Source organism: Ornithinimicrobium pulveris, assembly GCF_050261105.1.
Lineage (GTDB): Bacteria > Actinomycetota > Actinomycetes > Actinomycetales > Dermatophilaceae > Ornithinicoccus.
The window spans coordinates 3,233,899-3,254,647 of sequence record NZ_CP189837.1; the positions used below are offsets into that span (position 1 = coordinate 3,233,899).

21 protein-coding genes are annotated in these 20,749 nt (G+C 71.2%); 7 read left to right on the plus strand and 14 right to left on the minus strand.

The genetic code is table 11. The features are described 5' to 3' along the window. Nucleotides 1-30: 30 nt before the first annotated feature. Together ACQBAT_RS15115 and ACQBAT_RS15120 are read left to right on the plus strand one after the other, a co-directional pair. Nucleotides 31-1,821: a CocE/NonD family hydrolase gene (locus tag ACQBAT_RS15115; RefSeq protein ID WP_420748568.1), complete on the plus strand. Its 1,791-nt coding sequence runs from the start codon at nucleotides 31-33 to the stop codon at nucleotides 1,819-1,821. Continuing rightward, a complete protein-coding gene (locus ACQBAT_RS15120) occupies nucleotides 1,818-2,420 on the plus strand; it encodes a rhomboid family intramembrane serine protease (protein ID WP_420748569.1) in 603 nt (200 codons plus the stop codon). Before ACQBAT_RS15115 ends, ACQBAT_RS15120 begins: the two co-directional genes overlap by 4 nt. Here the strand turns inward: ACQBAT_RS15120 and ACQBAT_RS15125 are convergent. Beyond that, nucleotides 2,398-3,450 (minus strand): DUF418 domain-containing protein, encoded by a 1,053-nt coding sequence (locus tag ACQBAT_RS15125; RefSeq protein WP_420748570.1) that lies wholly within the window; start codon nucleotides 3,448-3,450, stop codon nucleotides 2,398-2,400. The two genes, ACQBAT_RS15120 and ACQBAT_RS15125, sit on opposite strands and share 23 nt — an antisense overlap. Nucleotides 3,451-3,546: 96 nt before the next feature. On the opposite strand from ACQBAT_RS15125, the gene ACQBAT_RS15130 reads away from it, so the two are divergent. Next, complete coding sequence (locus ACQBAT_RS15130; protein WP_420748571.1) at nucleotides 3,547-4,434, plus strand: ion transporter; 888 nt, start codon at nucleotides 3,547-3,549, stop codon at nucleotides 4,432-4,434. Nucleotides 4,435-4,453: 19 nt separating this feature from the next. On the opposite strand, the gene ACQBAT_RS15135 is transcribed toward ACQBAT_RS15130, so the two are convergent. Next, a complete protein-coding gene (locus ACQBAT_RS15135) occupies nucleotides 4,454-5,341 on the minus strand; it encodes a bile acid:sodium symporter family protein (RefSeq protein ID WP_420748572.1) in 888 nt (295 codons plus the stop codon). 103 nt (nucleotides 5,342-5,444) lie between these two features. Between ACQBAT_RS15135 and ACQBAT_RS15140 the strand changes: the two genes are divergently transcribed. After that, on the plus strand, nucleotides 5,445-6,509 hold the full coding sequence (locus ACQBAT_RS15140) for an NAD(P)-dependent alcohol dehydrogenase (protein ID WP_420748573.1): 1,065 nt from the start codon (nucleotides 5,445-5,447) through the stop codon (nucleotides 6,507-6,509). Here ACQBAT_RS15140 and ACQBAT_RS15145 read toward each other — a convergent pair. Continuing rightward, nucleotides 6,425-6,784 (minus strand): DUF418 domain-containing protein, encoded by a 360-nt coding sequence (locus ACQBAT_RS15145; RefSeq protein WP_427197715.1) that lies wholly within the window; start codon nucleotides 6,782-6,784, stop codon nucleotides 6,425-6,427. The genes ACQBAT_RS15140 and ACQBAT_RS15145 overlap by 85 nt on opposite strands. A 361-nt stretch (nucleotides 6,785-7,145) precedes the next feature. Here ACQBAT_RS15145 and ACQBAT_RS15150 point away from each other — a divergent pair, with 361 nt between their 5' ends. Further along, the gene (locus tag ACQBAT_RS15150; RefSeq protein ID WP_420748575.1) at nucleotides 7,146-7,619 is read left to right on the plus strand and encodes a hypothetical protein; all 474 of its coding nucleotides are present in this window, start codon (nucleotides 7,146-7,148) and stop codon (nucleotides 7,617-7,619) included. Nucleotides 7,620-7,656: 37 nt separating this feature from the next. Here the strand turns inward: ACQBAT_RS15150 and ACQBAT_RS15155 are convergent, their stop codons facing one another. The 10 genes from ACQBAT_RS15155 to ACQBAT_RS15200 all read right to left on the minus strand — a co-directional run bounded on the left by ACQBAT_RS15155 (nucleotide 7,657) and on the right by ACQBAT_RS15200 (nucleotide 17,825). Further along, complete coding sequence (locus tag ACQBAT_RS15155; RefSeq protein ID WP_420748576.1) at nucleotides 7,657-7,989, minus strand: TfoX/Sxy family protein; 333 nt, start codon at nucleotides 7,987-7,989, stop codon at nucleotides 7,657-7,659. Between the two features lie 32 nt (nucleotides 7,990-8,021). Next, nucleotides 8,022-8,708 (minus strand): SDR family oxidoreductase, encoded by a 687-nt coding sequence (locus tag ACQBAT_RS15160; RefSeq protein ID WP_420748577.1) that lies wholly within the window; start codon nucleotides 8,706-8,708, stop codon nucleotides 8,022-8,024. 49 nt (nucleotides 8,709-8,757) lie between these two features. Further along, nucleotides 8,758-9,480: a sirohydrochlorin chelatase gene (locus ACQBAT_RS15165; RefSeq protein WP_420748578.1), complete on the minus strand. Its 723-nt coding sequence runs from the start codon at nucleotides 9,478-9,480 to the stop codon at nucleotides 8,758-8,760. Continuing rightward, nucleotides 9,477-10,421, minus strand: coding sequence for a sulfite exporter TauE/SafE family protein (locus ACQBAT_RS15170; RefSeq protein ID WP_420748579.1), 945 nt, complete (start codon nucleotides 10,419-10,421; stop codon nucleotides 9,477-9,479). Before ACQBAT_RS15170 ends, ACQBAT_RS15165 begins: the two co-directional genes overlap by 4 nt. Continuing rightward, the gene (gene cobA, locus ACQBAT_RS15175; RefSeq protein WP_420748580.1) at nucleotides 10,418-11,731 is read right to left on the minus strand and encodes a uroporphyrinogen-III C-methyltransferase; all 1,314 of its coding nucleotides are present in this window, start codon (nucleotides 11,729-11,731) and stop codon (nucleotides 10,418-10,420) included. The genes ACQBAT_RS15170 and cobA overlap by 4 nt, the downstream gene beginning before the upstream one ends. Continuing rightward, on the minus strand, nucleotides 11,728-13,077 hold the full coding sequence (locus ACQBAT_RS15180) for a sulfate adenylyltransferase subunit 1 (protein ID WP_420748581.1): 1,350 nt from the start codon (nucleotides 13,075-13,077) through the stop codon (nucleotides 11,728-11,730). Before ACQBAT_RS15180 ends, cobA begins: the two co-directional genes overlap by 4 nt. Continuing rightward, nucleotides 13,077-14,030 (minus strand): sulfate adenylyltransferase subunit CysD, encoded by a 954-nt coding sequence (cysD, locus tag ACQBAT_RS15185; RefSeq protein ID WP_420748582.1) that lies wholly within the window; start codon nucleotides 14,028-14,030, stop codon nucleotides 13,077-13,079. The genes ACQBAT_RS15180 and cysD overlap by 1 nt, the downstream gene beginning before the upstream one ends. Beyond that, the gene (locus tag ACQBAT_RS15190) at nucleotides 14,027-14,854 is read right to left on the minus strand and encodes a phosphoadenylyl-sulfate reductase (RefSeq protein ID WP_420748583.1); all 828 of its coding nucleotides are present in this window, start codon (nucleotides 14,852-14,854) and stop codon (nucleotides 14,027-14,029) included. Before ACQBAT_RS15190 ends, cysD begins: the two co-directional genes overlap by 4 nt. Further along, nucleotides 14,851-16,566: a nitrite/sulfite reductase gene (locus ACQBAT_RS15195; protein ID WP_420748584.1), complete on the minus strand. Its 1,716-nt coding sequence runs from the start codon at nucleotides 16,564-16,566 to the stop codon at nucleotides 14,851-14,853. The genes ACQBAT_RS15190 and ACQBAT_RS15195 overlap by 4 nt, the downstream gene beginning before the upstream one ends. Before the next feature lie 314 nt (nucleotides 16,567-16,880). Then, entirely contained in the window at nucleotides 16,881-17,825 is a 945-nt protein-coding gene (locus ACQBAT_RS15200) for an EamA family transporter (RefSeq protein ID WP_420748585.1), read from the minus strand. Between the two features lie 73 nt (nucleotides 17,826-17,898). Between ACQBAT_RS15200 and ACQBAT_RS15205 the strand changes: the two genes are divergently transcribed. Continuing rightward, nucleotides 17,899-18,861, plus strand: a complete 963-nt coding sequence (locus tag ACQBAT_RS15205; protein ID WP_420748586.1) for a LysR family transcriptional regulator — start codon at nucleotides 17,899-17,901, stop codon at nucleotides 18,859-18,861. 37 nt (nucleotides 18,862-18,898) lie between these two features. After that, the gene (locus ACQBAT_RS15210) at nucleotides 18,899-19,912 is read left to right on the plus strand and encodes a DNA topoisomerase IB (RefSeq protein ID WP_420748587.1); all 1,014 of its coding nucleotides are present in this window, start codon (nucleotides 18,899-18,901) and stop codon (nucleotides 19,910-19,912) included. Nucleotides 19,913-19,951: 39 nt separating this feature from the next. On the opposite strand, the gene ACQBAT_RS15215 is transcribed toward ACQBAT_RS15210, so the two are convergent. Further along, on the minus strand, nucleotides 19,952-20,704 hold the full coding sequence (locus ACQBAT_RS15215; protein ID WP_420748588.1) for a DinB family protein: 753 nt from the start codon (nucleotides 20,702-20,704) through the stop codon (nucleotides 19,952-19,954). Between the last annotated feature and the right edge of the window lie 45 nt (nucleotides 20,705-20,749).

Genomic DNA, 20,749 nt, shown 5'->3' on the forward strand with positions numbered 1-20,749 from the left:
CGGGCCGTGCAGGGCAGGGGGCTGGCAGCAGTGACGTTGGTCGCTGTCCTTGCCTCCGCCTGCTCACCGACCGCTCCCCCGCCAGACGCCGACCCGGCCACGCAGACCGCACCACAGACTGAGAACCCGACTGACGACGCTGGCGAGCTGCGGATTCTTCCCGAGGATGCGGCATACGGATATGAGGATGCCGTCCGGGAGCGGGTGACCGTGTTCTCGGCGCGCGACGACGACGGCGACGGCGAGCCGGACGCCTTCCCCATCGACATCATCCGTCCGCGTGACGCGACCGAGGTGCCGGTGATCCTGCAGCAGTCGCCCTACTGGGACAATGTGGGACGCGGGTTGCTCGGTGAGCCACGGGAGCGGTCCTCGGACGGGACGGTGACCATGTTCCCGCTGTGGTACGACAACTGGTTCGTGCCGCAGGGCTATGCCTACGCCATCATGGACAGCTCGGGCAGCGGCGACTCGGACGGCTGCTGGGACAACTACGGACTGTCCAGCCAGGCGAGCGCGGTGGCGGCGCTCGACTACTTCGCCGGGGCGGACTGGTCCAACGGGTCGGTGGCGATGGTCGGCAAGTCCGCCGACGCCCTGCACGCGCTGATGGCCGCAGCCACTGGCCACGAGGCACTGGACGCGGTGGTCGCGATCGGGGGCCTGACCTCCTACGCGGAGTACACCCAACCCGGCGGCATCCTGGTCGAACCCTTCCCACTGTGGGTGGAGCGATCGGGGTGCGAGACCTTCGCCCAAGAATGGACACAGGACTTCGGTGACGGCACCAGCCCGACCGAGCTGACGCGCTCCCTCGATGTGCTCCAGCAGCTCGATGGCTACCGCGCGGCCTCGCTCTTCGGACACGGCCTGCGCGACGTCAACACCCGCTCACCGATGGTCCTCGAACTCTGGGACGCGCTCGGCGAGCGTGGCATCGACCGGCGGCTCTGGCTGCACCAGGGCGGCCACACGGATCCGTTCGACGTCCGCCCGCGGGAGTGGGTGGCCGAGGTCGACGCCTTCCTCGACCAGCACCTCCGCGGCGGACCCGGGCCGACGACCGAGCCGGTCCAGCTGCAGAGCCCCGACCTGACCTGGCGCGGCGTCGACGCACTCCCCGAGGTCACCACGAGGACCCTGTATGCCGTGGGGCCGGACGGTCTGAGCCCAGGCTCCACGACCGGTTCCGACACCAGGGCGTTCGCGACCGTGGAGTCCTGGGACGACTGGGCGAGCCTGTCCGAGGAGGACAACCTCGAGGTGGAGCAGGAGGGCTGGTTCCGCTCCCGGGTGGCGTCGGGCTCCTCGGCCTGGCACCACTCCTTCGACACCGGGCCGCTCGAGGAGGACCTGGTCATCGAGGGTGTTCCGGAGGTGACCCTGCGGGTGCGACAGAGCGGGGAGCCGCACGGGATCACGCTGGCTCTCGTGGCGCGTGGTCCAGGGTCCTACACCGACCCCGGGGAGTCGGGGATCGGTCATGACGTGAGGCGCGCCGAGCCGGTCTGCTGGGGCGGGCGAAGCCAGCAGGACACCGGCTGCTACCCGGGCGACGGGCTGGCACGTGTTGACGGTGACCTGGACCTGATCGCCCTGGGCTCGCACGGGATCGGCCGCGACTCCACAGCGGTCGCCTACCAGGACCCGGGTGATGGCTGGGTCGAGATCACCGTGGAGCTGATGCGGGTGGACACCGTGATCCCGGCCGGACACGAGCTCTCGCTGGTGGTGCTGGTGGACGACCCGCTCCGGGGTGGCTCCGGCCAGGGCAGCAGCCTGGAGGTGGGGCAGGGAACACTAGAGTTGCCAGGGTCATGAGCACCTGGTTGCAGCGGGTCGTGCCCGTCCTCATCCTGATCGCGCTGATGTGGGTCAGCGAGATCGTCGACACCCTGCTCCCGATGCGGATGGACGCCTGGGGCATCCGGCCCCGGGAGCTCGAGGGGCTGTCCGGGATCGTGCTCAGCCCGTTCCTGCACCTGGGTTTCGGCCACCTCATCGCCAACACCTCCGGCCTGCTCGTGCTCGGTGCTCTCCTGGCCTGGACCACCCGGCACCTGTGGACCGTCACCATCGGGACGATCCTGTTGTCCGGGCTGGGGGTCTGGCTCTTCGGCGGGAGCAACACCGTCGTGATCGGCGCCAGCGGGGTGGTCTACGGCTTCGCGGCCTTCCTGGCCGTCTACGGGTTCGCCGCCCGCCGATGGGGTCCGGCCCTGGTCGGCGTGCTCGTGCTGACCTTCTACGGCAGCCTGCTCTGGGGCGTGCTGCCGCTGCGCGCCGGGGTCTCCTGGCAGGGTCACCTGTTCGGCGCGCTGGCCGGCATCGCTCTCGCCCTCTGGTTGGGCCGGCGCGACCGGGATGCGCGCAGCGGTCGGATCAGCGGGCGTCGGCTCAGCGCCCGCCCCACCAGGTGACCTCGCGCCACAGCCACTCCAGCGGGCCCTGTCCGCGCAGCCGCAGCCACCAGGCGCTCAGGAGGCTCTGCGCGACCAGGATGACCACGGCCAGCACCAGCACCATGACGAACCCCCGCGTCGTGCTGTCCAGCCACAGGTCGCCTGCCCACGGCTTGAGCGACATCACGATGAGGGTCGCGCTGAGGTAGTTCGTCAGGGCCATCCGACCCAGCGGAGCGAACGCCCGGATCAGGGCCTCCCGCAGCCTCGTGTGCAGCAGGATCAGCACGGTCGCGATGTAGGCCACCGCCAGCACGAAGCCCGCTGCCGCCGAGACGATGAAGGCGATGATGATCTGGAGGTCATCGTAAGGGTCAGTTGCCCGCGTCGCCCACTGCGCACCGATCCCGAGGAGACCGAGCGGCCAGGCGATCAACGCCACCCGGCGGGCGAGGTCGGGACGGGTGTCCATCAGGTGGGGAACGTCATACGGGCCGGCGGCCAGCCCGAAACCCAGCACGATGAGGGCGGCGGCGAGCATCATCCCGCCGCCGAGCAGGAAGCTCAGCGGGACGACGACGATGCCGATCCACAAGCGGACGTGGGGTCGCGCCCAGGTGAGCGGGAGCGCGAAGACCAGCCCGGCGATCGCGTAGATGAGCAGCGCCTCCCCCGGCTGCAGCATCGTGTGCAGGATCCCCAGACCCAGCAGGAACAGCAGGCGACGGAGCATCACCACCCGCGGGCGGGCGGCGCGCTGCGCGGAGGTCCACATCAACCCGCACCCGATCCCGAAGAGCAGGCTGAAGATCGGGAAGAAGCGCTGCTGGACGAGCAGGTCGAGGCCTGCCCGGATCGGGTTCGCGGCGGTGGTGCCGGGTGAGTACTCCGCCAGCCCCAGCATCGGCGGGATGTTCACGAACAGGATGCCCGCGAGCGCCACGCCGCGCACCACGTCGAGGGAGACGAGGCGGCTGCGGCTGCGGGTAGGGGTGGTCGGGCGGCTGTCGGGCGGGCTGGGCGCCCCGGCGGTCGCGGGAGAGGTCATGGTCCCACTCTCGTATGCCGGGGGTCCGCACCGCATCAGACGACCGGATGGTCCTTCAGGTTCGGCGGTCATCCCTGTGGCCGAAAATCTCGGTCCGTGAGCGGGAAGCTGAGCGGGAGCCCACGGGCGGTCGAGGGGTCCCAGGTCGGTGTGCGGCGTCGGGTCGGCCGCTGGATCGAGTCGCCGCGGATCCAGTCGATCATCATCGCGGTGATCGTCGCCAACGCGGTGACGCTGGGGCTGGAGACCTGGCCGGCCGCGATGCGGGCCACCGGCGGGCTGTTGCCGTCGTTGGACCGGATCTTCCTGACCATCTTCGTGATCGAGCTGGCGATCAAGATCTGGGCGCACGGCTGGCGCTTCTTCACCAACGCCTGGAATGTCTTCGACTTCGTCATCGTCGGGATCGCGCTCGTCCCGGCGACCGGACCGTTGTCGGTGCTGCGCGCCTTCCGGGTGCTGCGGGTGCTGCGGCTGGTCTCGGCGATCCCCCGGATGCGCTTCATCGTCGAGGCCCTGCTGGCGGCGATGCCGGGGATCGCCTCGATCGCGGCGCTGCTGTCGCTGATCTTCTACGTCTTCGCGGTGATGGCGACCAAGCTCTTCGGCCCCGCCTTCCCGGACTGGTTCGGCTCGCTCGGCGAGTCGCTGGTCACGCTCTTCCAGATCATGACGCTGGACGGCTGGCCGAATGTGATCACCCCGGTGATGGAGGTGCACCCGTGGGCGTGGGCCTTCTTCATCGCCTTCATCCTGGCCAGCACCTTCATCATCCTGAACCTGTTCATCGCGGTGATCGTGGACACCATGCAGAACCTGCACGACCGGGGCATGGACGGGGTCGACGCGGGTCCGGTCGAGGGGCCTGAGGATGAGGCTGGGGACGATCCCGCTGCTGCCGAGCGGGCCCAGTTGCTGGCTGAGCTGCGTGAGACCCGCGAACGCCTGGACCGGATCACGACGGCGTTGGAGCGCGGTCGCTGAATCGACCTGCGCTTGAGCCTCAGGTCACCGGGTCCTGCGCCGCCGGTCCCATCAGTCGCCGCCCGCCCCAGACGAGCGCAAAGGCGGTCAGGTACATCACCAGCCCGTAGACCGCGGACGGGAGCGCGATCTCGTCGTTGCGGATCACGGTGAAGGCGATGAGCATGCCGAGCGTGGAGTTCTTGATCCCGAACTCGACGGCGATCGCGATCTGATCGGCACGAGGCAGTCGGCACACGTAGGCGAGCGCCCCGCCCAGGAGGATCGCTAGCACGTTGAGCAGCAGCACGGCCGGCCCGCTCGCGAGGAGCAGCTCGCCGATCCGGTCTCGCAGCCCCATGACGATGCCGACGATGAGCGCGACCAGCACCACGATCCCGACCAGCCCGACATAGCGCTCGAGCCGGACCGCGAGGCGAGGCGCCTTGGCCTTGATCACCATCCCGATCAGCACCGGGACCAGGATCACACCACCCAGCAGGCCAAAGGTCTGCGCGAGCGGCACCTCGACATTGGTCTCGGCCGCGCCGGGCACGACCTCGGCCGCGAGGTCGATCCACAGCGGCAGCGTGAGAATGACCGCGAGCGAGGCGACCACGGTGAGGATGATCGACAGAGCGACATTGCCGCGGGCCAGGTAGGTGACCAGATTCGACGTTGACCCACCGGGGCAGGCGGCGGCAAGGACCAGACCGATGGCCAGCGCGGGCGGCAGGTTCAGCAGGAGCGCGACACCGATGCCCAGGAGCGGCACGAGGACCAGCTGGCCCACCGTGCCCACGATGCTGGCCCATGGGGCCTTGGCCTGGGCGGCGAAGTCCTGCCGGGTCAGGCTCAGCCCGATGCCCACCATGATGATCGCCAGCGCGACCGGCAGGCCGATGTCGATGAGGGGACTCTGCTCCACGGGGGCTCCTTTGCGACTGGGCGTCGTTGCCGTGGTCCCAACCTACGAGGGATCTGCGCGAGGATGACGCCAGAGCACTGCACACACACGAAAGGCGGCCATCATGCCGATCACCGTCAAGGCCCTCCAGAAGACCGGTCCGGACGCACCCTTTGAGGTGCGCGAGATCGAGCGCCGCGACCCGCGCGCGAGCGACGTCGTGATCGACATCGAGGCCGCCGGGATCTGCCACAGCGACATCCACACCATCCGCCAGGAGTGGGGCGAGGTGACCTATCCACTCGCCGTCGGGCACGAGATCGCCGGGGTGGTCAGCGCCGTGGGCGAGGGCGTGACCCGCTTCCAGGTCGGCGACCGCGTCGGGGTTGGCTGCATGGTGAACTCCTGCGGCGAGTGCGAGCAGTGCGAGGCAGGCGAGGAGCAGGCCTGCCTGCGGGGCATGGTGGGGACGTATGCCGCCACGGACGTGGACGGATCGGTCACCCAGGGCGGCTACAGCCAGAAGGTGACGGTGGACGAGCGCTTCGTGCTGCGCATCCCGGACGGCCTCGAGCTGGACGAGGCGGCGCCGCTGTTGTGCGCCGGGATCACCAGCTACTCACCACTTGCCCGCTGGGGTGTGACGGAAGGTGACAAGGTCGCGGTCGTCGGGCTCGGCGGGCTGGGTCACATGGGCGTGCAGCTCGCGGCGGCCATGGGTGCTGAGGTCACCGTGCTCTCCCGATCGCTGAAGAAGGAGGAGATGGCGCGCGAGCTGGGTGCCGAGCGGCTGCTCGCGACCAGCGAGGAGGGCTTCTTCGACGCTCACGCCGGGCAGTTCGACCTCATCCTCAACACCGTCAGCGCCGCCATCCCGCTCGATGACTACCTCGGGCTGCTCAAGCCGCACGGCGTGCTCGCCTGCGTCGGCGCTCCCCCGGAGCCGCTGCCGGTGCAGATGTTCTCGCTCATCATGGGCGGCAAGGTGCTCACCGGCTCCAACATCGGCGGCATCGCCGAGACCCAGGAGATGCTCGACTTCTGCGCTGAGCACGGCCTGGGCGCCCGCATCGAGCGGATCGGGATCGATGATGTGGACGGTGCCTACGAGCGCGTGGTCGACGGCGACGTGCTCTTCCGGTTCGTCATCGACACCTCGACCTTCGAGGACGCCGAACCGGTCGGCTGATCGGCGGCGGGTCGCGCCGCGCGCCGAGCGGCGAGCGGCCGGTGGACGTGCGCGACCAGCCAGTCGTGGGCCCGGTGCATGACCAGCTCGAAGGGGCCGCGGGAGAAGAACCTGAGCCAGATGCCGGCGCCGACGATCAGCAGTGCGCTGATCCCGAGGTAGATGGCCAGCGTCCCCCACAGGTGCCAGGCCTCCGGCATCCGCCCGGCGACACCCAGCCCGACGTCGTAGAAGATCAGCGAGGCGATGAGGTTCTGCAGGATGTAGCAGGTCATCGCGGTCCGCCCGACCCAGCTCAGGGAACCTGACGGGACGCAGACCTGAAGAAGCGCTGAATGCTCCCACCCGGAGTCCGTGCCGACGGGTGTAGCCTCGCCCGTACAGACAGACTCGACGGAGAGGGCGATTGTGATTTTCTTTCCATTGCGAAGCACAAAGCCTGCGACGGCGCCAGCGTTTACGTCTCTTTTCTGTCCGCCATCGCTCTAGCTGGCTGCGGTGTCCCCACCCCCAAGCTCTCCACCCTCGGCAGCCCCAGGAACCAGCGCACAATCCCGCCCGTCGACCGCTTCGTCAGAGCCTCCGACAATCCAGATCCAATCCGCCCACGGGGAAGTCCCTCATCACGTCACCCAGTTGAAGGACGAGATCGTCATTGTTGGGTCTGTCGTTGAGTCCACCCGCCTGCCAGCGGTCGGCGCCGCCGATGATCCGGAGACACCTATCGCGCTCTACGTGGACGTGGAGGAGCGGCTGACGCCTTCAGCGTTGAGCATCCCGGACCGCATCACCCTGATCATTCAATGGGAAACGGGCGAAGGGGTGAGGCTTGTTGAAGAGGGAACCCCATGGCTGAGCAACGGAGACAGGGTCTTCACGAGCTTGTTGGAATATTCCGCATACGGCGGCCGCGAAAAGTCCGCCTATTCCAGAGCCGGACCGTGGACAACGTACCGCATCGTGGATGATTATTTGGACGATTCCTTCACCGCGACTTCGCATTCTCAGAATGACCACGAGGACATTCAGGCAACCCCGCAGTCCGAACTTGCCACAGCACTTGTCGGAAAATCACTGAGCGCGGCACGTGAGCTGATCAACGGTCAATGACCGCCGATCAGCCGCTCGGAACCGTTCGCTCGACGACCTACTTCGGCGGCAGGGATCGAGCGTAGGAGACGCCGATCGCGACCAACTCCTCGAGCTCGGCGTCGGTGCTGATCGCCTCGGGCTGCACGTCCAGCCACCCGGTCATCGTCCGGCCGCGCATCTCCATCGGCGCGATGTGCTCGCCGAGGAACTCCTCACCCCGCCCCGGATCGATTCGCAGCATCATCCCGCCGGTGCTACCCGCCGCCGCGACCGCCATGTGCCCGTCGACCAGGAAGGCCAGCCCGCCGAACATCGCCTTCTCCCGCACCCCATCCTCCCCCGCGAGAAGGTTCCGGATCCGCTCCGCGAGCGCTGCGTCATACGCCATGGGGGCAGTATGGCCGCAACCAGCGCGCTACGTCAGCGAGCGGCCGCGTCGAGCGCCTCATCGATCGGGGTCGGGCCGTTGACGAACTCGATCATCCGCTCGGCCAGGTCCTCCCGCTCCACCACCGCGGCGATCACCCTGGCGACATCGGCCCGGCTGACCTGCGACTCCCCCACCTTCGAGGGGTCACGATCGGCGTCGGCCGGGCCAGCGCCGATCACCAACAGGTGGCCCGTCGGGGCCTCCAGGCTCAGGTGACCGGGCGCGATGATCGTCCACGCGAGTCCGCTCTCGCGCAGGTGCGCGTCGGCATTGGCCTTGGCGTCGGCATACGCGAAGAAGGCGTCGTCCTCGGGCACCCCGTGGTCGGGACCGGCACCCAGATAGCTGACCATCAGGTAGCGCTTCACCCCCGCCTCGCGTGCTGCATCCATCGAGCGGATCGCCGCGTCGCGGTCGACCGCGTAGGTGCGCTCCGGTGAGCCGCCGCCAGCACCGGCCGACCAGATGACGAGGTCGTGGCCGCGCAGCAGCTCGGTCAGCTCCTCGGTGGAGAGGTGCTCCACGTCGGCCACGACTGGGGTGGCGCCCAGCTCGGCGATCTCGGTCTGGTGGTCGGGATTGCGGATGATCGCGTCGACCTCGTGCCCCGCCCCACTCAGGAGCGGGTGCAGCTCGAGGGCGACCTTGCCGTGTCCTCCGATGATGGCGATGTCCATGTATGTCGCAGCGTCAGCGGGTGGCCAAATGTTCCGCTCGGGCTCGGTGTCACGGCAAGGCCTGCCGGTAACGGCGCACGAGCAGGTCGACGATCGCCTGGTGCGAGCCGACGACGTCCGTGGCTACCGCGCCGTGCTCCGCGGCGATCACGCTGGCCCGATCGGCGAAGAAGCCTGGTGCCAGCAGGTGGGTCGCGAGCACGATCCGCGCGTGACCTGCCGCCCGCAGCCGAGCGAGTTCATCCTCCGGGCGTGGCCCGGGGCCACTGAGGAAGGCCACCGACGACGGTATGCCGAGCCGCTCACCCAGGAGGTCAGCCAGCCGCGCGACCTCCTCGCGGGCGGCATCGACGCTGGACCCCGCAGCGGTGAGTAGGACGGCGTCGACGCCCACCTCGTGAGGCGACGTGGACGATTCGGCCCAGGCCTCCTGGACACGGTCGACCAAGGCCGTCACGACCTCGTCCTCGACCCCGAGCGCGGGCGTCACGACGACGCCGTCGACCTGCTCGACAGCAGTCGGTACGTCATGGCGGACGTGATAGCCGGTGGCCAGGAAGTAGGGGACGACCACCGCTGGATCGAGATCATCTCCGGCGTCGGAAGGCCCGGCGAGCACCTCGGCGAGGGTCGGCCCACAGACATCGACGTAGCCGACCTGGTGCGGCACCCCCAGCACGTCGGCCACCCGCGCCGCGACCTGCTCGACCACAGCCTGCCCAGCCGGGTCGGCCGTCCCGTGGGCGGCGAGCACGAGCGGGCGGGGCGTCACGGGGTGGCCGCCGGCTGCTTCTGCGGCTGCTCGGCGGCCGACGTGCCCGGCTCACCCTGCTCGGCCCGCACCCGACGGGAGTGCAGGACGTGGCGGGTGGCGGCATACCCGATGAGCAGGAGGCAGCCGGCCGCGGCGGCGAGCCGCAGCAGCAGCGTGTCCTGGCCGCCGAGGCCGACGGTGGTGAGGACCGGTCCGAGGTTGAGCGTGATGATGAGCGAGCCGACGGCGACCCCGAGGATCGCCGAGGGCAGCCGTCCGGCCAGGCGCGCGGCGACCGGGGCGGCGAGGACGCCGCCGATCATCAGCGCGAGGATCGTGCCCCACTGCATTCCGGCCAGACCCAGGCCGAGGACGAAGCCAATGCTGGCGCAGACGGTCACGACGAACTCGGAGGTCGACACCGAGCCGATGACCTTGCGCGGCGGCACCGGCCCGGTTGAGAGCAGCGTCGAGGTGACGACGGGTCCCCAGCCGCCGCCCCCGGTCGAGTTGACGAAGCCGCCGACCAGACCGAGCGGTGCGAGGAACCAGCGGGTCGCCGCCCAGGCCGCGCCCTGCGGCTCGCGCCCGGGCCTTCGAGTGACGAAGCGCAGGATCACGCCTGCGCCAAGGAGCAGCAGGAGCACGGCCATCACCGGTCGGGCGGCGGCGGTCGAGAGCGAGGAGAGGACGGTCGCTCCGGCCAAGGCGCCCAGGCCACCGGTGAGCGAGAGCCGCCGCACGATCCGCCAGTCGACATTGCCGACCCGCCAGTGGCTCAGCCCCGAGGACAGCGTGGTGCCGAGCTGGGCGAAGTTGATCGAGGCGCTGGCGATCGCCGGCGCGAAGCCGGCGGTGAGCAGCAGGCTGGTGCCGGTGATGCCGTAGCCCATCCCCAGGGCGCCGTCCACCAGCTGGGCGCCGAAACCGGCGAGGGCGGACCACAGGTGGTCGATCATGCGACGGACTCCTTCGGGACGGACGGGTATGCGGTGTGACCGCCGGCGGGGGTGGCCGCACCGCCGCCGGTCTCGGCGGCCTGTGCCGCCCAGCCATGGGCGAGGGTGACGACGTCACCGACGACGACGACCGCGGGCGAGCTGACGCCGACGGCCTCGGCCCGGTCGGCGATGTCGGCGAGGGTGCCGAGGGTGACCCGCTGATCGGCGGTCCAGCCGCGCTCGACGATCCCGACCGGTGTCGTGGCGGGGCGGCCGTGGGCGCGGAGCAGGTCGGTCGTGTCGCGCAGCCGGGCCACGCCCATCAGCAGCACGAGCGTGTGGTCCCCGCCGGTAGGCAGCTGCGGGATCTCCTCGTGGCCGGTGACCACGGTGAAGCCTCGGGCCAGGCCGCGGTGGGTGACCGGGATGCCGGCCGCTGCCGGGACCGAGACAGCGCTGGTGATACCGGGCACGACCTCGACGGGGATGCCGGCGGCCTCGCAGTCGAGGCGCTCCTCACCGCCGCGGCCGAGCACGTAGGGGTCGCCGCCCTTGAGCCGGACCACCCCGTGCCCGGCCCGGGCCTCCTGGACGAGGATCCGGTTGATCTCGATCTGCGGCACCGGGTGGTGCTGCGGGCGCTTGCCGACGTCGATCACCCGGACGCCCGCGGGCAGCCGATCGAGGACCGAGCGCGGGACGAGCCGGTCGGTGACGACCACGTCGGCGCTGGCGAGCAGCTGGCTCGCGCGGCGGGTGAGCAGGCCCTCGTCGCCGGGCCCGGCGCCGACCAGCGCCACCCAGCCGCCACGGGGCCGCCGGGCCCGCAGGTCGATGACGCCGGAGTCGAGATAGGCGGCAGCCTCGGCCGCGAGGTGTTCCTCGAGGGCGTTGCGGACATGGACCGCGCGGCGGGGGTCGTCGGCGGCGTGGACCGCCACCGAGACCGGGCCGGTCGCGGTGGGCACGCTGCTCCGGGCCGGGACGCGGGCGGTGCCGAGAGCGGCGGATCCCGCTGCGACGCAGAAGATCTGCCGGGCCTCGGCGTCAGCGGCGACCTGGGCGTCGACGCTGGGGTCGTCGGTGACGACGTGGACCAGCCAGGCACCATCGAGATCCGCAGCGCCGGCGTAGCCCCGTGCGGCCCAGGCGATCCGGCCCGCGTCAGCCAGCTCACGCAGCCGAGGGTCGAGCTCGGGAGCGACCACCTCGACGACGGCACCCTCGGCGACCAGGTCGGCGACCCGGCGGGCGGTGACCGCCCCGCCACCGACGGCGACCACGCGGCGCCCGGCCAGCGACAGGCCGAGGAGGAAGGGGGCGCTCATCGCGGCTCCCCCGCCCCGGGCAGGTCCGCCCCGGGCAGGTCCGTCCCGAGCAGTCTCGACCCCAGGAGCTCAGCCCCGACCATGCCGGCGGCCAGCGTCGTGCCCTCCTGCGCGTCGATGACGAGGAAGGAGCCGCCCTCGCGGGACTCGGCATACTCCTCCAGCGGCAGCGGCTCGGCGAAGGAGACGGTGACCCGGACGAGGTCGTTGAGCTCGGCCCGCTCGGCCGGCTCGCCCCGAAGGGTCGCGACATCGAGCCGCTCGTGCAGCGCGGTCACCCGCGCCCGGACGGTCCGGGTGCCGTGCTTGACCAGCACCCGGGCACCGGGGACCAGCGGGGCCTGCGCCAGCCAGCACAGCACCGCCTCGGCCTGACCCACGACGCACGGCGCCCAGGTCGCGGCCGCGATGAGGTCACCGCGGGAGACGTCGAGCTGGTCAGCCAACCGCAGCGTCACCGACAGCGGCGCCTCGGCGCGCTGGACGGCGACGCCGCCCCGATCGATGCCGACGACGGTGGTGCGCCGGCCCGAGGGGCTGACGACGACCTCGTCACCGACCTGCACGACGCCGGAGGCGACGTGCCCGGCATACCCTCGGTAGTCCACCAGGGCGGGGTCGACCGCCCCCTGCTGCGGGCGGATGACCAGCTGCACGGGGAAGCGCAGCGGCTCCTCAACCTCGCTCTCGGCGGGCAGCGTCTCGAGGAGGTCCAGGAGGGTGGGACCGGGATACCACGGCGTGCGAGGCGAGGGCTCGACGACGTTGTCGCCGTGCAGCGCGGAGAGCGGGACGACCGAGACATCGGGCAGCCGCAGCACGTGGGCGAGCCCCGCCAGCTCGGCACAGACCGTGCGGTGCACCGCCTGCGCGTCCTCGACCAGGTCGATCTTGTTGAGGGCGACGATCACGTGCGGCACCCGCAGCAGTCCCACGACCGCGAGGTGGCGCCGGGTCTGCTCGACCACACCGTGGCGGGCGTCGACCAGCACGATGACGACGTCCGCGGTGGACGCACCGGTGACGGTGTTGCGGGTGTACTGCACGTGCCCGGGGCAGTCGGCCAGCACGAAGGAGCGCCGCGGGGTCGCGAAGTAGCGGTAGGCGACGTCGATCGTGATGCCCTGCTCCCGCTCGGCGCGCAGGCCGTCGGTGAGCAGCGCCAGGTCGGCGAGCTCACCGGTCCAGCCGCGACGGCGGCTGACCGCCTCGACGGCGGCGAGCTGGTCGGCGAGCACCGACTTGGTGTCGTGCAGCAGTCGACCGACCAGCGTGGACTTGCCGTCGTCGACCGAGCCGGCGGTGGCCAGGCGCAGGAGCGAGGGGGTGGTCGTGAGCGTGTCCATCAGAAGTAGCCCTCCTTCTTGCGGTCCTCCATGGCGGCCTCGGAGAGCCGGTCGTCGGCGCGGGTCGCGCCGCGCTCGGTGATCGTGGTCGCGGCGACTTCGGCGATGACGGCCTCGACGTCGGTGGCAACCGACTCGACGGCGCCAGTGCAGGACATGTCGCCGACCGTGCGGTAGCGGACCGAGCGGGTGCTCACCTGCTCGCCGCTGCGCGGCTGGGTCCACGGGCCGGGCGTGAGCAGCATCCCGTCACGCTCGAAGACCTCGCGCTCGTGGGCGTAGTAGAGCGCCGGGAGCTCGATCCCCTCGCGCGCGATGTAGCGCCAGATGTCGAGCTCGGTCCAGTTCGAGAGTGGGAAGACACGCAGGTGCTCACCGGGGCGGTGACGGGTGTTGTAGAGCCGCCACAGCTCGGGGCGCTGGTTCTTGGGGTCCCACTGGCCGAAGGCGTCGCGCAGGCTGACCACGCGCTCCTTGGCGCGGGCCTTGTCCTCGTCGCGCCGGCCCCCGCCGAAGACGCCGTCGTAGCGCGCGTCCTCGATCGCATCCAGCAGCGGAATCGTCTGGAGCGGGTTGCGGGTGCCGTCGGCGCGCTCCTTGAGCCGGCCGTCGTCGAGGTAGTCCTGGACGCTCGCGACGTGCAGCTGGACGCCGAGCCGCTTGACCGTGGCGTCGCGGTAGGCGAGCACCTCGGGGAAGTTGTGGCCGGTGTCGACGTGGAGCACGGGGAAGGGGATCCGCGCCGGCCACAGCGCCTTGGCCGCGAGGTGCAGCATGACGACCGAGTCCTTGCCGCCGGAGAAGAGCAGCGCCGGCCGCTCGAGCTCGGCGACCACCTCACGGATGATGTGGATGGCCTCCGATTCCAGGGTGTCGAGCAGGTCGTGCTGGCCAGAACCGTCACGATCGATGTCTCGGTCCCGGTATGCCGCGGGCTGGGCCAGGCTGGTCATCGCGCCTCCTCGGTGGGCTGGGTGGTCGGGGTGGGCTGGGTGGTCGGGGTGGGGCTGGAGCTGGCACTGCCGGGGTGCAGGCCGCACTCGGTCTTGGCGAAGCCGGCCCAGCGCCCGGCGCGGGGGTCCTCGCCGGGCGCGACGGGCCGGGTGCACGGGGCGCAGCCGATCGAGGGATAGCCCTGCGCGAGAAGTGGGTTGGCGGGCAGCAGCTCGCGCTCGGAGTAGCTGAGCAGCTCCTCGAAGGACCAGGCCGCGAGCGGGTTGATCTTGACCAGTCCGAAAGCCTCGTCGAAGGTGACCAACGGGGTGTCAGCCCTGGTCGGGCCCTCCTCCCGGCGCACGCCGGTGACCCAGGCGTCGTAGCCCGCGAGCGTGCGCCGGAGCGGCTCCACCTTGCGCAACGCGCAGCAGCGGGCCGGGTCGCGGTCGTGCAACCGGGGGCCGTGCTCCGCGTCCTGCTGGGCGACCGTCTGCTCGGGCAGGACGTCGACGACGGTGACGTCCAGCAGGTCCGCCACCCGGTCGCGGGTCGCCAGCGTCTCGGGGAAGTGGTAGCCGGTGTCGAGGAAGAGCACGTCCACGCCTGGCAGGTGCTCGGCGACGACGTGCGGCAGCACTGCGTCGGCCATCGAGCAGGCCACGGCCAGCGAGCTGCCGAACTCCTCAGCGGCCCAGGCGAGCACGGCGTCCGCCAGCAGCGCGGGGGTCAGGTCGCCCCGGGCCTCCAGCTCCGCGGCGCGCCGGGAGCCCTCCTCGGCGATCCGCCGCAGCTCCTCCTCCGACCGGGTCCTGACCCGGGCGAGGTCGGGGGTGGTGCTCATGACAGCTCCTCGTCGTCGGCGCGGTGGGCCCAGGAGGCGAAGGTCTCGCCGGAGGTGCGGGCAGCGGCATACCTGCGGACGACCCGCTCGACGTAGTCGGGCAGCTCGGTCGCCGCCACCTTGAGGCCGCGGACCGTGCGCCCGAGGCCAGCCTCGTCCTGGCCCACGGAGGCGAGCCCGCCGCCGAGGTGGACCTGGAAGCCGGGCACCTGCTCGCCGTCGTCGGTGGTGATGATCTGACCCTTGAGGCCGATGTCGGCGGTCTGGATGCGGGCGCAGGAGTTGGGGCAGCCGTTGACGTGCAGCGAGATCGGGTGCTCCAGCAGCGGCTCGATATCGGCCAGCCGCCGCTCCAGCTCGCCGATCGCGGCGGCCGCGGTGGCCTTGGTGTCGACGATCGCGAGCTTGCAGAACTCGATGCCGGTGCAGGCGATCGTCGAGCGGCGGAAGACCGAGGGCGTCGCGGTGAGCCCGAGCCCCTCGGCTCCGGCGAGCAGCTCCTCGACCCGGTCGGCCGGCACGTCCAGCACGAGCAGCTTCTGGTGCGGGGTGAGGCGCACCCGCGCCGACCCGACCGACTCGACCAGGTCGGCGAGCGCGGTGAGCACCGTCCCGCTCACGCGGCCTACGGTCGGCGCCAGGCCGACATACCGGAGCCCGTCCTTCTGCTCGTGCACCCCGACGTGGTCACCCGGTGCGCTCGACGGCGCTGGCGCCGGACCGTCCGGCAGGGCGCGGTGCAGATACTCGGTCTCCAGCACCTCGCGAAAGCGCTCCGGCCCCCACTCAGCGAGCAGGAACTTCAGCCGTGCCTTGTTGCGCAGCCGCCGGAAGCCGTAGTCGCGGAAGATCTGCACGACCCCGTGCCAGACCTCGGCGGCCTCCTCCTCGCGGACGAAGACCCCCAGCCGCTCGGCCAGCCGGGGCGCGGTCGACAGACCTCCCCCCACCCACACGTCATATCCCGGACCGTGCTCGGGGTGGCGGACGCCGACGAGCGAGATGTCATTGATCTCGTGCACGACGTCGAGCGAGGGGTGCCCGGTGATCGCGGACTTGAACTTGCGCGGCAGGTTGGCCAGCTCGGGGTCGCCGATGAAGCGGCGCTGGATCTCCTCGATGACCGGCGTCGGGTCGAGGATCTCGTCGGCGGCGATACCGGCGACCGGCGAGCCGAGGATGACGCGCGGGGTGTCGCCGCAGGCCTCAGTCGTGGACAACCCGACGGCTTCCAGCCGGCGCCAGATCTCGGGCACGTCCTCGACGCGGACCCAGTGGTACTGCACGTTCTGCCGGTCGGTGATGTCGGCGGTGTCGCGGGCGAGCTCGGTCGACAGCTCGCCGACGACGCGCAGCTGCTTGGTGGTCAGGGCCCCGCCGTCGATGCGGACCCGGAGCATGAAGTAGCGGTCCTCGAGCTCGTGCGGCTCGAGCTGGGCGGTGCGGCCGCCGTCGATCCCAGGCTTGCGCTGGGTGTAGAGGCCCCACCACCGGAACCGGCCGTGCAGGTCGTCGGTGGGGATGGAGTCGAAGCCGTCCTTGGCGTAGACCTGCTCGATCCGCTCGCGGACGTTGAGCCCGTTGTCGGCAGCCTTGAAGACCTCGTTGGCGTTCAGTGGCTCGCGGCCATCGACAGCCCACTGGCCCTGCGGCTTGCCGGAGCGGGAGGGCCGCACTGCGGCGCGGACGGGCGTGGAGGCAGGGATCGTCATGAGACGCAACCTTTGCTAGGGGAGGACAGGGGGAGGTATGCCATCCCGCCGATGAGCGGAAGGCCCTCGCGAAGAAGGGGGTGGGGTCAGCAACAACCGCGCATCAGCATGCTGCTGGTGCGCAGGAGGTCAAGCTCGTAGCGCCGCGTCAGCGGGCGACCCCGGGAGTCCATGGTGAACATCATGCACCCTTATTGGTGGCATCACCAAACGTTGGGGTGAGATCGTCCGGGCTACTCACCGGTCCGCACCGGCTGAATGATGCCCGGGCGCGATCCAGCCGGTCTTGCTCGGGCGCGTCGTAGGACGGGTTGTCACGCCCGTGGGGACCGGGCGGGACTTACGACCTCGGGGGCGGGACTGGCGGTGAGCTGGTCGTGCGCGGGCGGCACCGGGCGGGCGGCCCGGGCGGCGAGCAGGACGCCCCCGACGACGAGCACGCCGCCGGCCAGCTCGAGCAGCGCGGGGCGCTCCCCCAGCACCCACCACGCCGCAAGCACGCCGACGACCGGCACGAGCATCGAGAACGGCGCGACGACGCCGGCGGGGTGCTGCTTCATGAGCCAGACCCAGATCCCCGAGCCGACGACGGTGCCGAGCAGGACCGTGTAGGCCAGCCCCACCCAGGCCGGGACCGCGGCGGCTGAGCCGGAGGCGGCGAGGGCACGCCATACCTCGCCCGGACCCTCGAGAGCCAGCGAGAGGGCGAGCATCGGCAGCGGCGGGACCACCGACATCCACAGCGTGAGGTGCAGCGGCTTCGGCGGGGCGGCGAGCCGGCTGGCGAGGTTCCCGAGCGCCCAGCCGAGGGCACCGAGGACGACCAGCAGGAAAGGCAGCCACGAGGTCGCCTCGGCGCGGGTGACGCCGACGACGGCCAGGCCCGCTACGGCGACGAGCACGCCGAGCGCGCCGCGCGGGCTGAGCCGCTCGCGCAGCAGCAGCACGCCGAGGACGACGGTGAACGGCGCCGAGGCCTGGAGCACGAGCGAGGCCAGCCCGGCGGGGAAGCCCGCAGCCATGCCGAGGTAGAGCCCGAAGAACTGCAGCGTCCCGAAGCCCAGCCCGTAGCCGACCAGCCAGCGCAGCGGCGCCTGGGGTCGGGGCACGAGCAGGATCGTCGGGACGGCCAGCAGCGCGAACCGCAGGGCGACGAGGAAGATCGGCGGGAAGTGCTGCAGCGAGGCGTGGATGGCCAGGAAGTTCAGCCCCCAGAGCACCGCCACGAGGACGGCGAGCAGGACGTGGCGGGTGGGCACGTCCGTCAGTCTGCGGCCGAGGGTCGGTGCAGGTCTAGCGATGTTTTCTCGGGTGTGTCATTAGGCTGGCTTCATGGACGTGCGTCACCTTGAGCTGCTGCGCGAGCTTGCGGTGCGCGGGACGCTCGCCGCGGTGGCCGAGGCGACCTTCCGGACGCCGTCGGCGGTCTCCCAGCAGCTGCGGACAGCCGAGCGCGAGCTCGGGCTCGCGCTGGTCGAGCCGGTGGGGCGGGGGCTGCGGCTCACCGCCGAGGGTCAGCTGCTCGCAGAGAGCGCCGAGGAGGTCACCGAGGTCATCGCGCGGGTGCGGGCCCGGCTGGACGCGGCGCGCGGAGAGCCGCGGGGGCGGGTGAGCATCGGCACGCTTCCCAGCGCCGGGGCGGCGCTGCTGCCGGGGACGGTCCGGCTGCTGCGGGAGCGGACGCCCGGGATCGAACTGGTGCTGGACGACTTCGACCTGGCGGAGGCGGACTACGCGACCCGGACCCTCGACGTCGACGTGGTCATCGCGCACAGTCTCACCGGTGACGTGCCCGCCGGGGCGGAGGGGCTCGCGACGCGGGTGCTGGTGCGCGAGCCCATCGACGTCGCCGTCCCCGCCACCCACCCGTTGGTCGGCAGGTCGGCGCTGCGGCCGCGTGATCTCGCCGGGACGCGCTGGATCGGGGTGCCGACCGGCTATCCCTTCGACAGCATCCTCGTCGCGGTGGAGGCCGAGCTCGGCGAGCCGCTCGAGCGGCGGGTCCGGCTGCGGGACAACCGGTTGATCGAGTCGCTCGTGCCGACCGGAACCGACCTGGCGCTGCTCCCCCGCTTCACCACCCCGGCCGTGGAGGGGATGCGGCTGGTCCCCCTGGAGGGCGTCCGCGCACGGCGCTCGATCACCGCCCTCTCGCGGACCGACCGGGCGGCGCGGCAGGCGGTGCGGACCGTGGTCGAGGCGCTGGTGGAGACGGGCGCGGGGCTCGCGCAGCGGTCTGGGACGAGCGACGCCGCTGCGCCTGCGCCCACCGAGAGCCGTTCCGCGGCCGACTGAACGTGCCGAGGCGGGCGGTGAGCGGCACCATACGGACATGGTCAGGTTGCGCACGGTGACCCCGGGAAGCAAGGGGTGGACCCGCCGACGTGCCGGCAAGGGGTTCAGCTATCGGGACCACGCGGGCGAGAAGCTGGGCGCCGAGGACGTCGAGCGGATCAAGAGCCTGGCGATCCCTCCGGCCTGGGAGGACGTGTGGATCTGCCCGGTCGCCAACGGCCACATCCAGGCGGTCGGGACCGATGACGCGGGGCGCAGGCAGTATCTCTACCACCCCGACTGGCGGACCAAGCGGGACATGGAGAAGTTCGAGCGGATCGTCGCGGCCGCCGAGCGGTTGCCGCAGGCGCGGCGCCGGGTGACCCGAGACCTGCACGACGACGCCCCCGGTATGCCGCTGCACCGGGCGTGCGCGACCGCTGTCCGGATGCTGGACCTGGGCTACTTCCGGATCGGCAACGACGTCTACACCGACACCAACGGCAGCTTCGGACTGACCACCCTGGAGCGATCGCACGTGAAGAAGGTGGCCGAGGGCCTGCGGTTCACCTTCCTCGGCAAGAGCGGGATCGAGCAGGACCTGACCATCTCCGACGACGACGTCACCGCCGCGCTGCAGGTGATGCGCGGGCGTCGGGACGGGACCGCGCGGCTGCTGGCCTACACCGATGACGACGGCGACTGGCACGTGTTGGACTCCGACCACGTCAACGCCTATCTGGCGGAGATCTTCGAGCACGAACTGACCGCCAAAGACTTCCGCACCTGGCACGCGACCGTCCACGCCGCGGTCTCGCTCGCGGCCTCGCCGGAGCCGGGTGACACCAAGGCCTCGCGCCGACGAGCGGTGAAGGAGGCGGTCGAGGAGGTGTCGGACTCGCTCGGCAACACCCCGACGATCGCCAAGAACTCCTACATCGACCCGCGGGTGATCGAGGCCTACGAGGACGGGGAGACCATCGACGTCCCGGGCGCGAAGCCCGGCAAGAGCGCCCGCAAGCGGCAGAGCGCGGTCGAGAAGGCGGTCCGGGATCTGCTCACCGAGGACTGACGGGCTCGCCCTGACCTCATCCCACGATCCCGTATGCCGCTACCCCCGGGCGGCGAGCGCATCCAGGTCGCGGACGGCGTAGCGGTGGTGCTCCCACTCCTCCTCCAGGATCGTCTGCACGCAGGAGAGGACCGTCTCCTCGTGCTGCGGGGCGTGCGGGTTCTTCCTGGCCTCCGCCAGCAGCGCGGCGTCCGCGTCCGCGAGGAAGTCCCGGACCATGGCCTGCCGCTCACCGCGGACCCGCAGCACCTCGGCCAGAGTCGGCTCCTGCGTCACGAACATCCCGTGGTCGTAGGCGGCTGAGCCCTCCCCCCCGTCATCGTGCGGCAGCCCGAGCGGGTCGTAGGGCTGCTCCCGCTCCAGCACCGCGCGCCCGAGCCAGGTGTCGGTCGCCATGATCAGGTGCCGCATCGTCTGCAGGTAGGACCACTCGCCGTCGACCGACTCAGTGACGGTGCCGGCCGGCAGCGCCTGGGCGCGCTCGGTCGTCGCGGCCCAGGCCTGCTCGAGAGCCGCCCAGGCGTGCCGAAGCCCCTCAGGGTCGGTGTCGGTCCGCAGCACGCGACCGGGGAAGCGCCGGTTGAGCACCTCATCCACGTACGGCGCCACGTCGACCCCATTGACCACCAGCCCCTCCCCGCTCTCGATCAACCACGGCGAATCCAACTCCATCCCGCCGATCGCTCCGCCTCGCACGACCACCCCGGACAGGTCACACCCGACGAACCGCGAGCCGCTCAGGTCGCGGCGCAGGAAGGTCTGATCCCGCAGGCTCTCCGGCTGCTCACTCATGGCCCCAGGGTGGCAGACGCAGCCTGTCGTCGCTGGCCTACACCG

What these genes read in the sequence shown, in the direction of transcription:
- ACQBAT_RS15120 (WP_420748569.1), top strand. Translation starts at nt 1,818, where the DNA reads ATGAGCACCTGGTTGCAGCGGGTCGTGCCCGTCCTCATCCTGATCGCG.
- ACQBAT_RS15125 (WP_420748570.1), bottom strand. Translation starts at nt 3,450, where the DNA reads ATGACCTCTCCCGCGACCGCCGGGGCGCCCAGCCCGCCCGACAGCCGC.
- ACQBAT_RS15140 (WP_420748573.1), top strand. Translation starts at nt 5,445, where the DNA reads ATGCCGATCACCGTCAAGGCCCTCCAGAAGACCGGTCCGGACGCACCC.
- ACQBAT_RS15145 (WP_427197715.1), bottom strand. Translation starts at nt 6,784, where the DNA reads ATGACCTGCTACATCCTGCAGAACCTCATCGCCTCGCTGATCTTCTAC.
- ACQBAT_RS15155 (WP_420748576.1), bottom strand. Translation starts at nt 7,989, where the DNA reads ATGGCGTATGACGCAGCGCTCGCGGAGCGGATCCGGAACCTTCTCGCG.
- ACQBAT_RS15160 (WP_420748577.1), bottom strand. Translation starts at nt 8,708, where the DNA reads ATGGACATCGCCATCATCGGAGGACACGGCAAGGTCGCCCTCGAGCTG.
- ACQBAT_RS15170 (WP_420748579.1), bottom strand. Translation starts at nt 10,421, where the DNA reads ATGATCGACCACCTGTGGTCCGCCCTCGCCGGTTTCGGCGCCCAGCTG.
- cobA (WP_420748580.1), bottom strand. Translation starts at nt 11,731, where the DNA reads ATGAGCGCCCCCTTCCTCCTCGGCCTGTCGCTGGCCGGGCGCCGCGTG.
- ACQBAT_RS15180 (WP_420748581.1), bottom strand. Translation starts at nt 13,077, where the DNA reads ATGGACACGCTCACGACCACCCCCTCGCTCCTGCGCCTGGCCACCGCC.
- cysD (WP_420748582.1), bottom strand. Translation starts at nt 14,030, where the DNA reads ATGACCAGCCTGGCCCAGCCCGCGGCATACCGGGACCGAGACATCGAT.
- ACQBAT_RS15190 (WP_420748583.1), bottom strand. Translation starts at nt 14,854, where the DNA reads ATGAGCACCACCCCCGACCTCGCCCGGGTCAGGACCCGGTCGGAGGAG.
- ACQBAT_RS15195 (WP_420748584.1), bottom strand. Translation starts at nt 16,566, where the DNA reads ATGACGATCCCTGCCTCCACGCCCGTCCGCGCCGCAGTGCGGCCCTCC.
- ACQBAT_RS15205 (WP_420748586.1), top strand. Translation starts at nt 17,899, where the DNA reads ATGGACGTGCGTCACCTTGAGCTGCTGCGCGAGCTTGCGGTGCGCGGG.
- ACQBAT_RS15210 (WP_420748587.1), top strand. Translation starts at nt 18,899, where the DNA reads ATGGTCAGGTTGCGCACGGTGACCCCGGGAAGCAAGGGGTGGACCCGC.
- ACQBAT_RS15215 (WP_420748588.1), bottom strand. Translation starts at nt 20,704, where the DNA reads ATGAGTGAGCAGCCGGAGAGCCTGCGGGATCAGACCTTCCTGCGCCGC.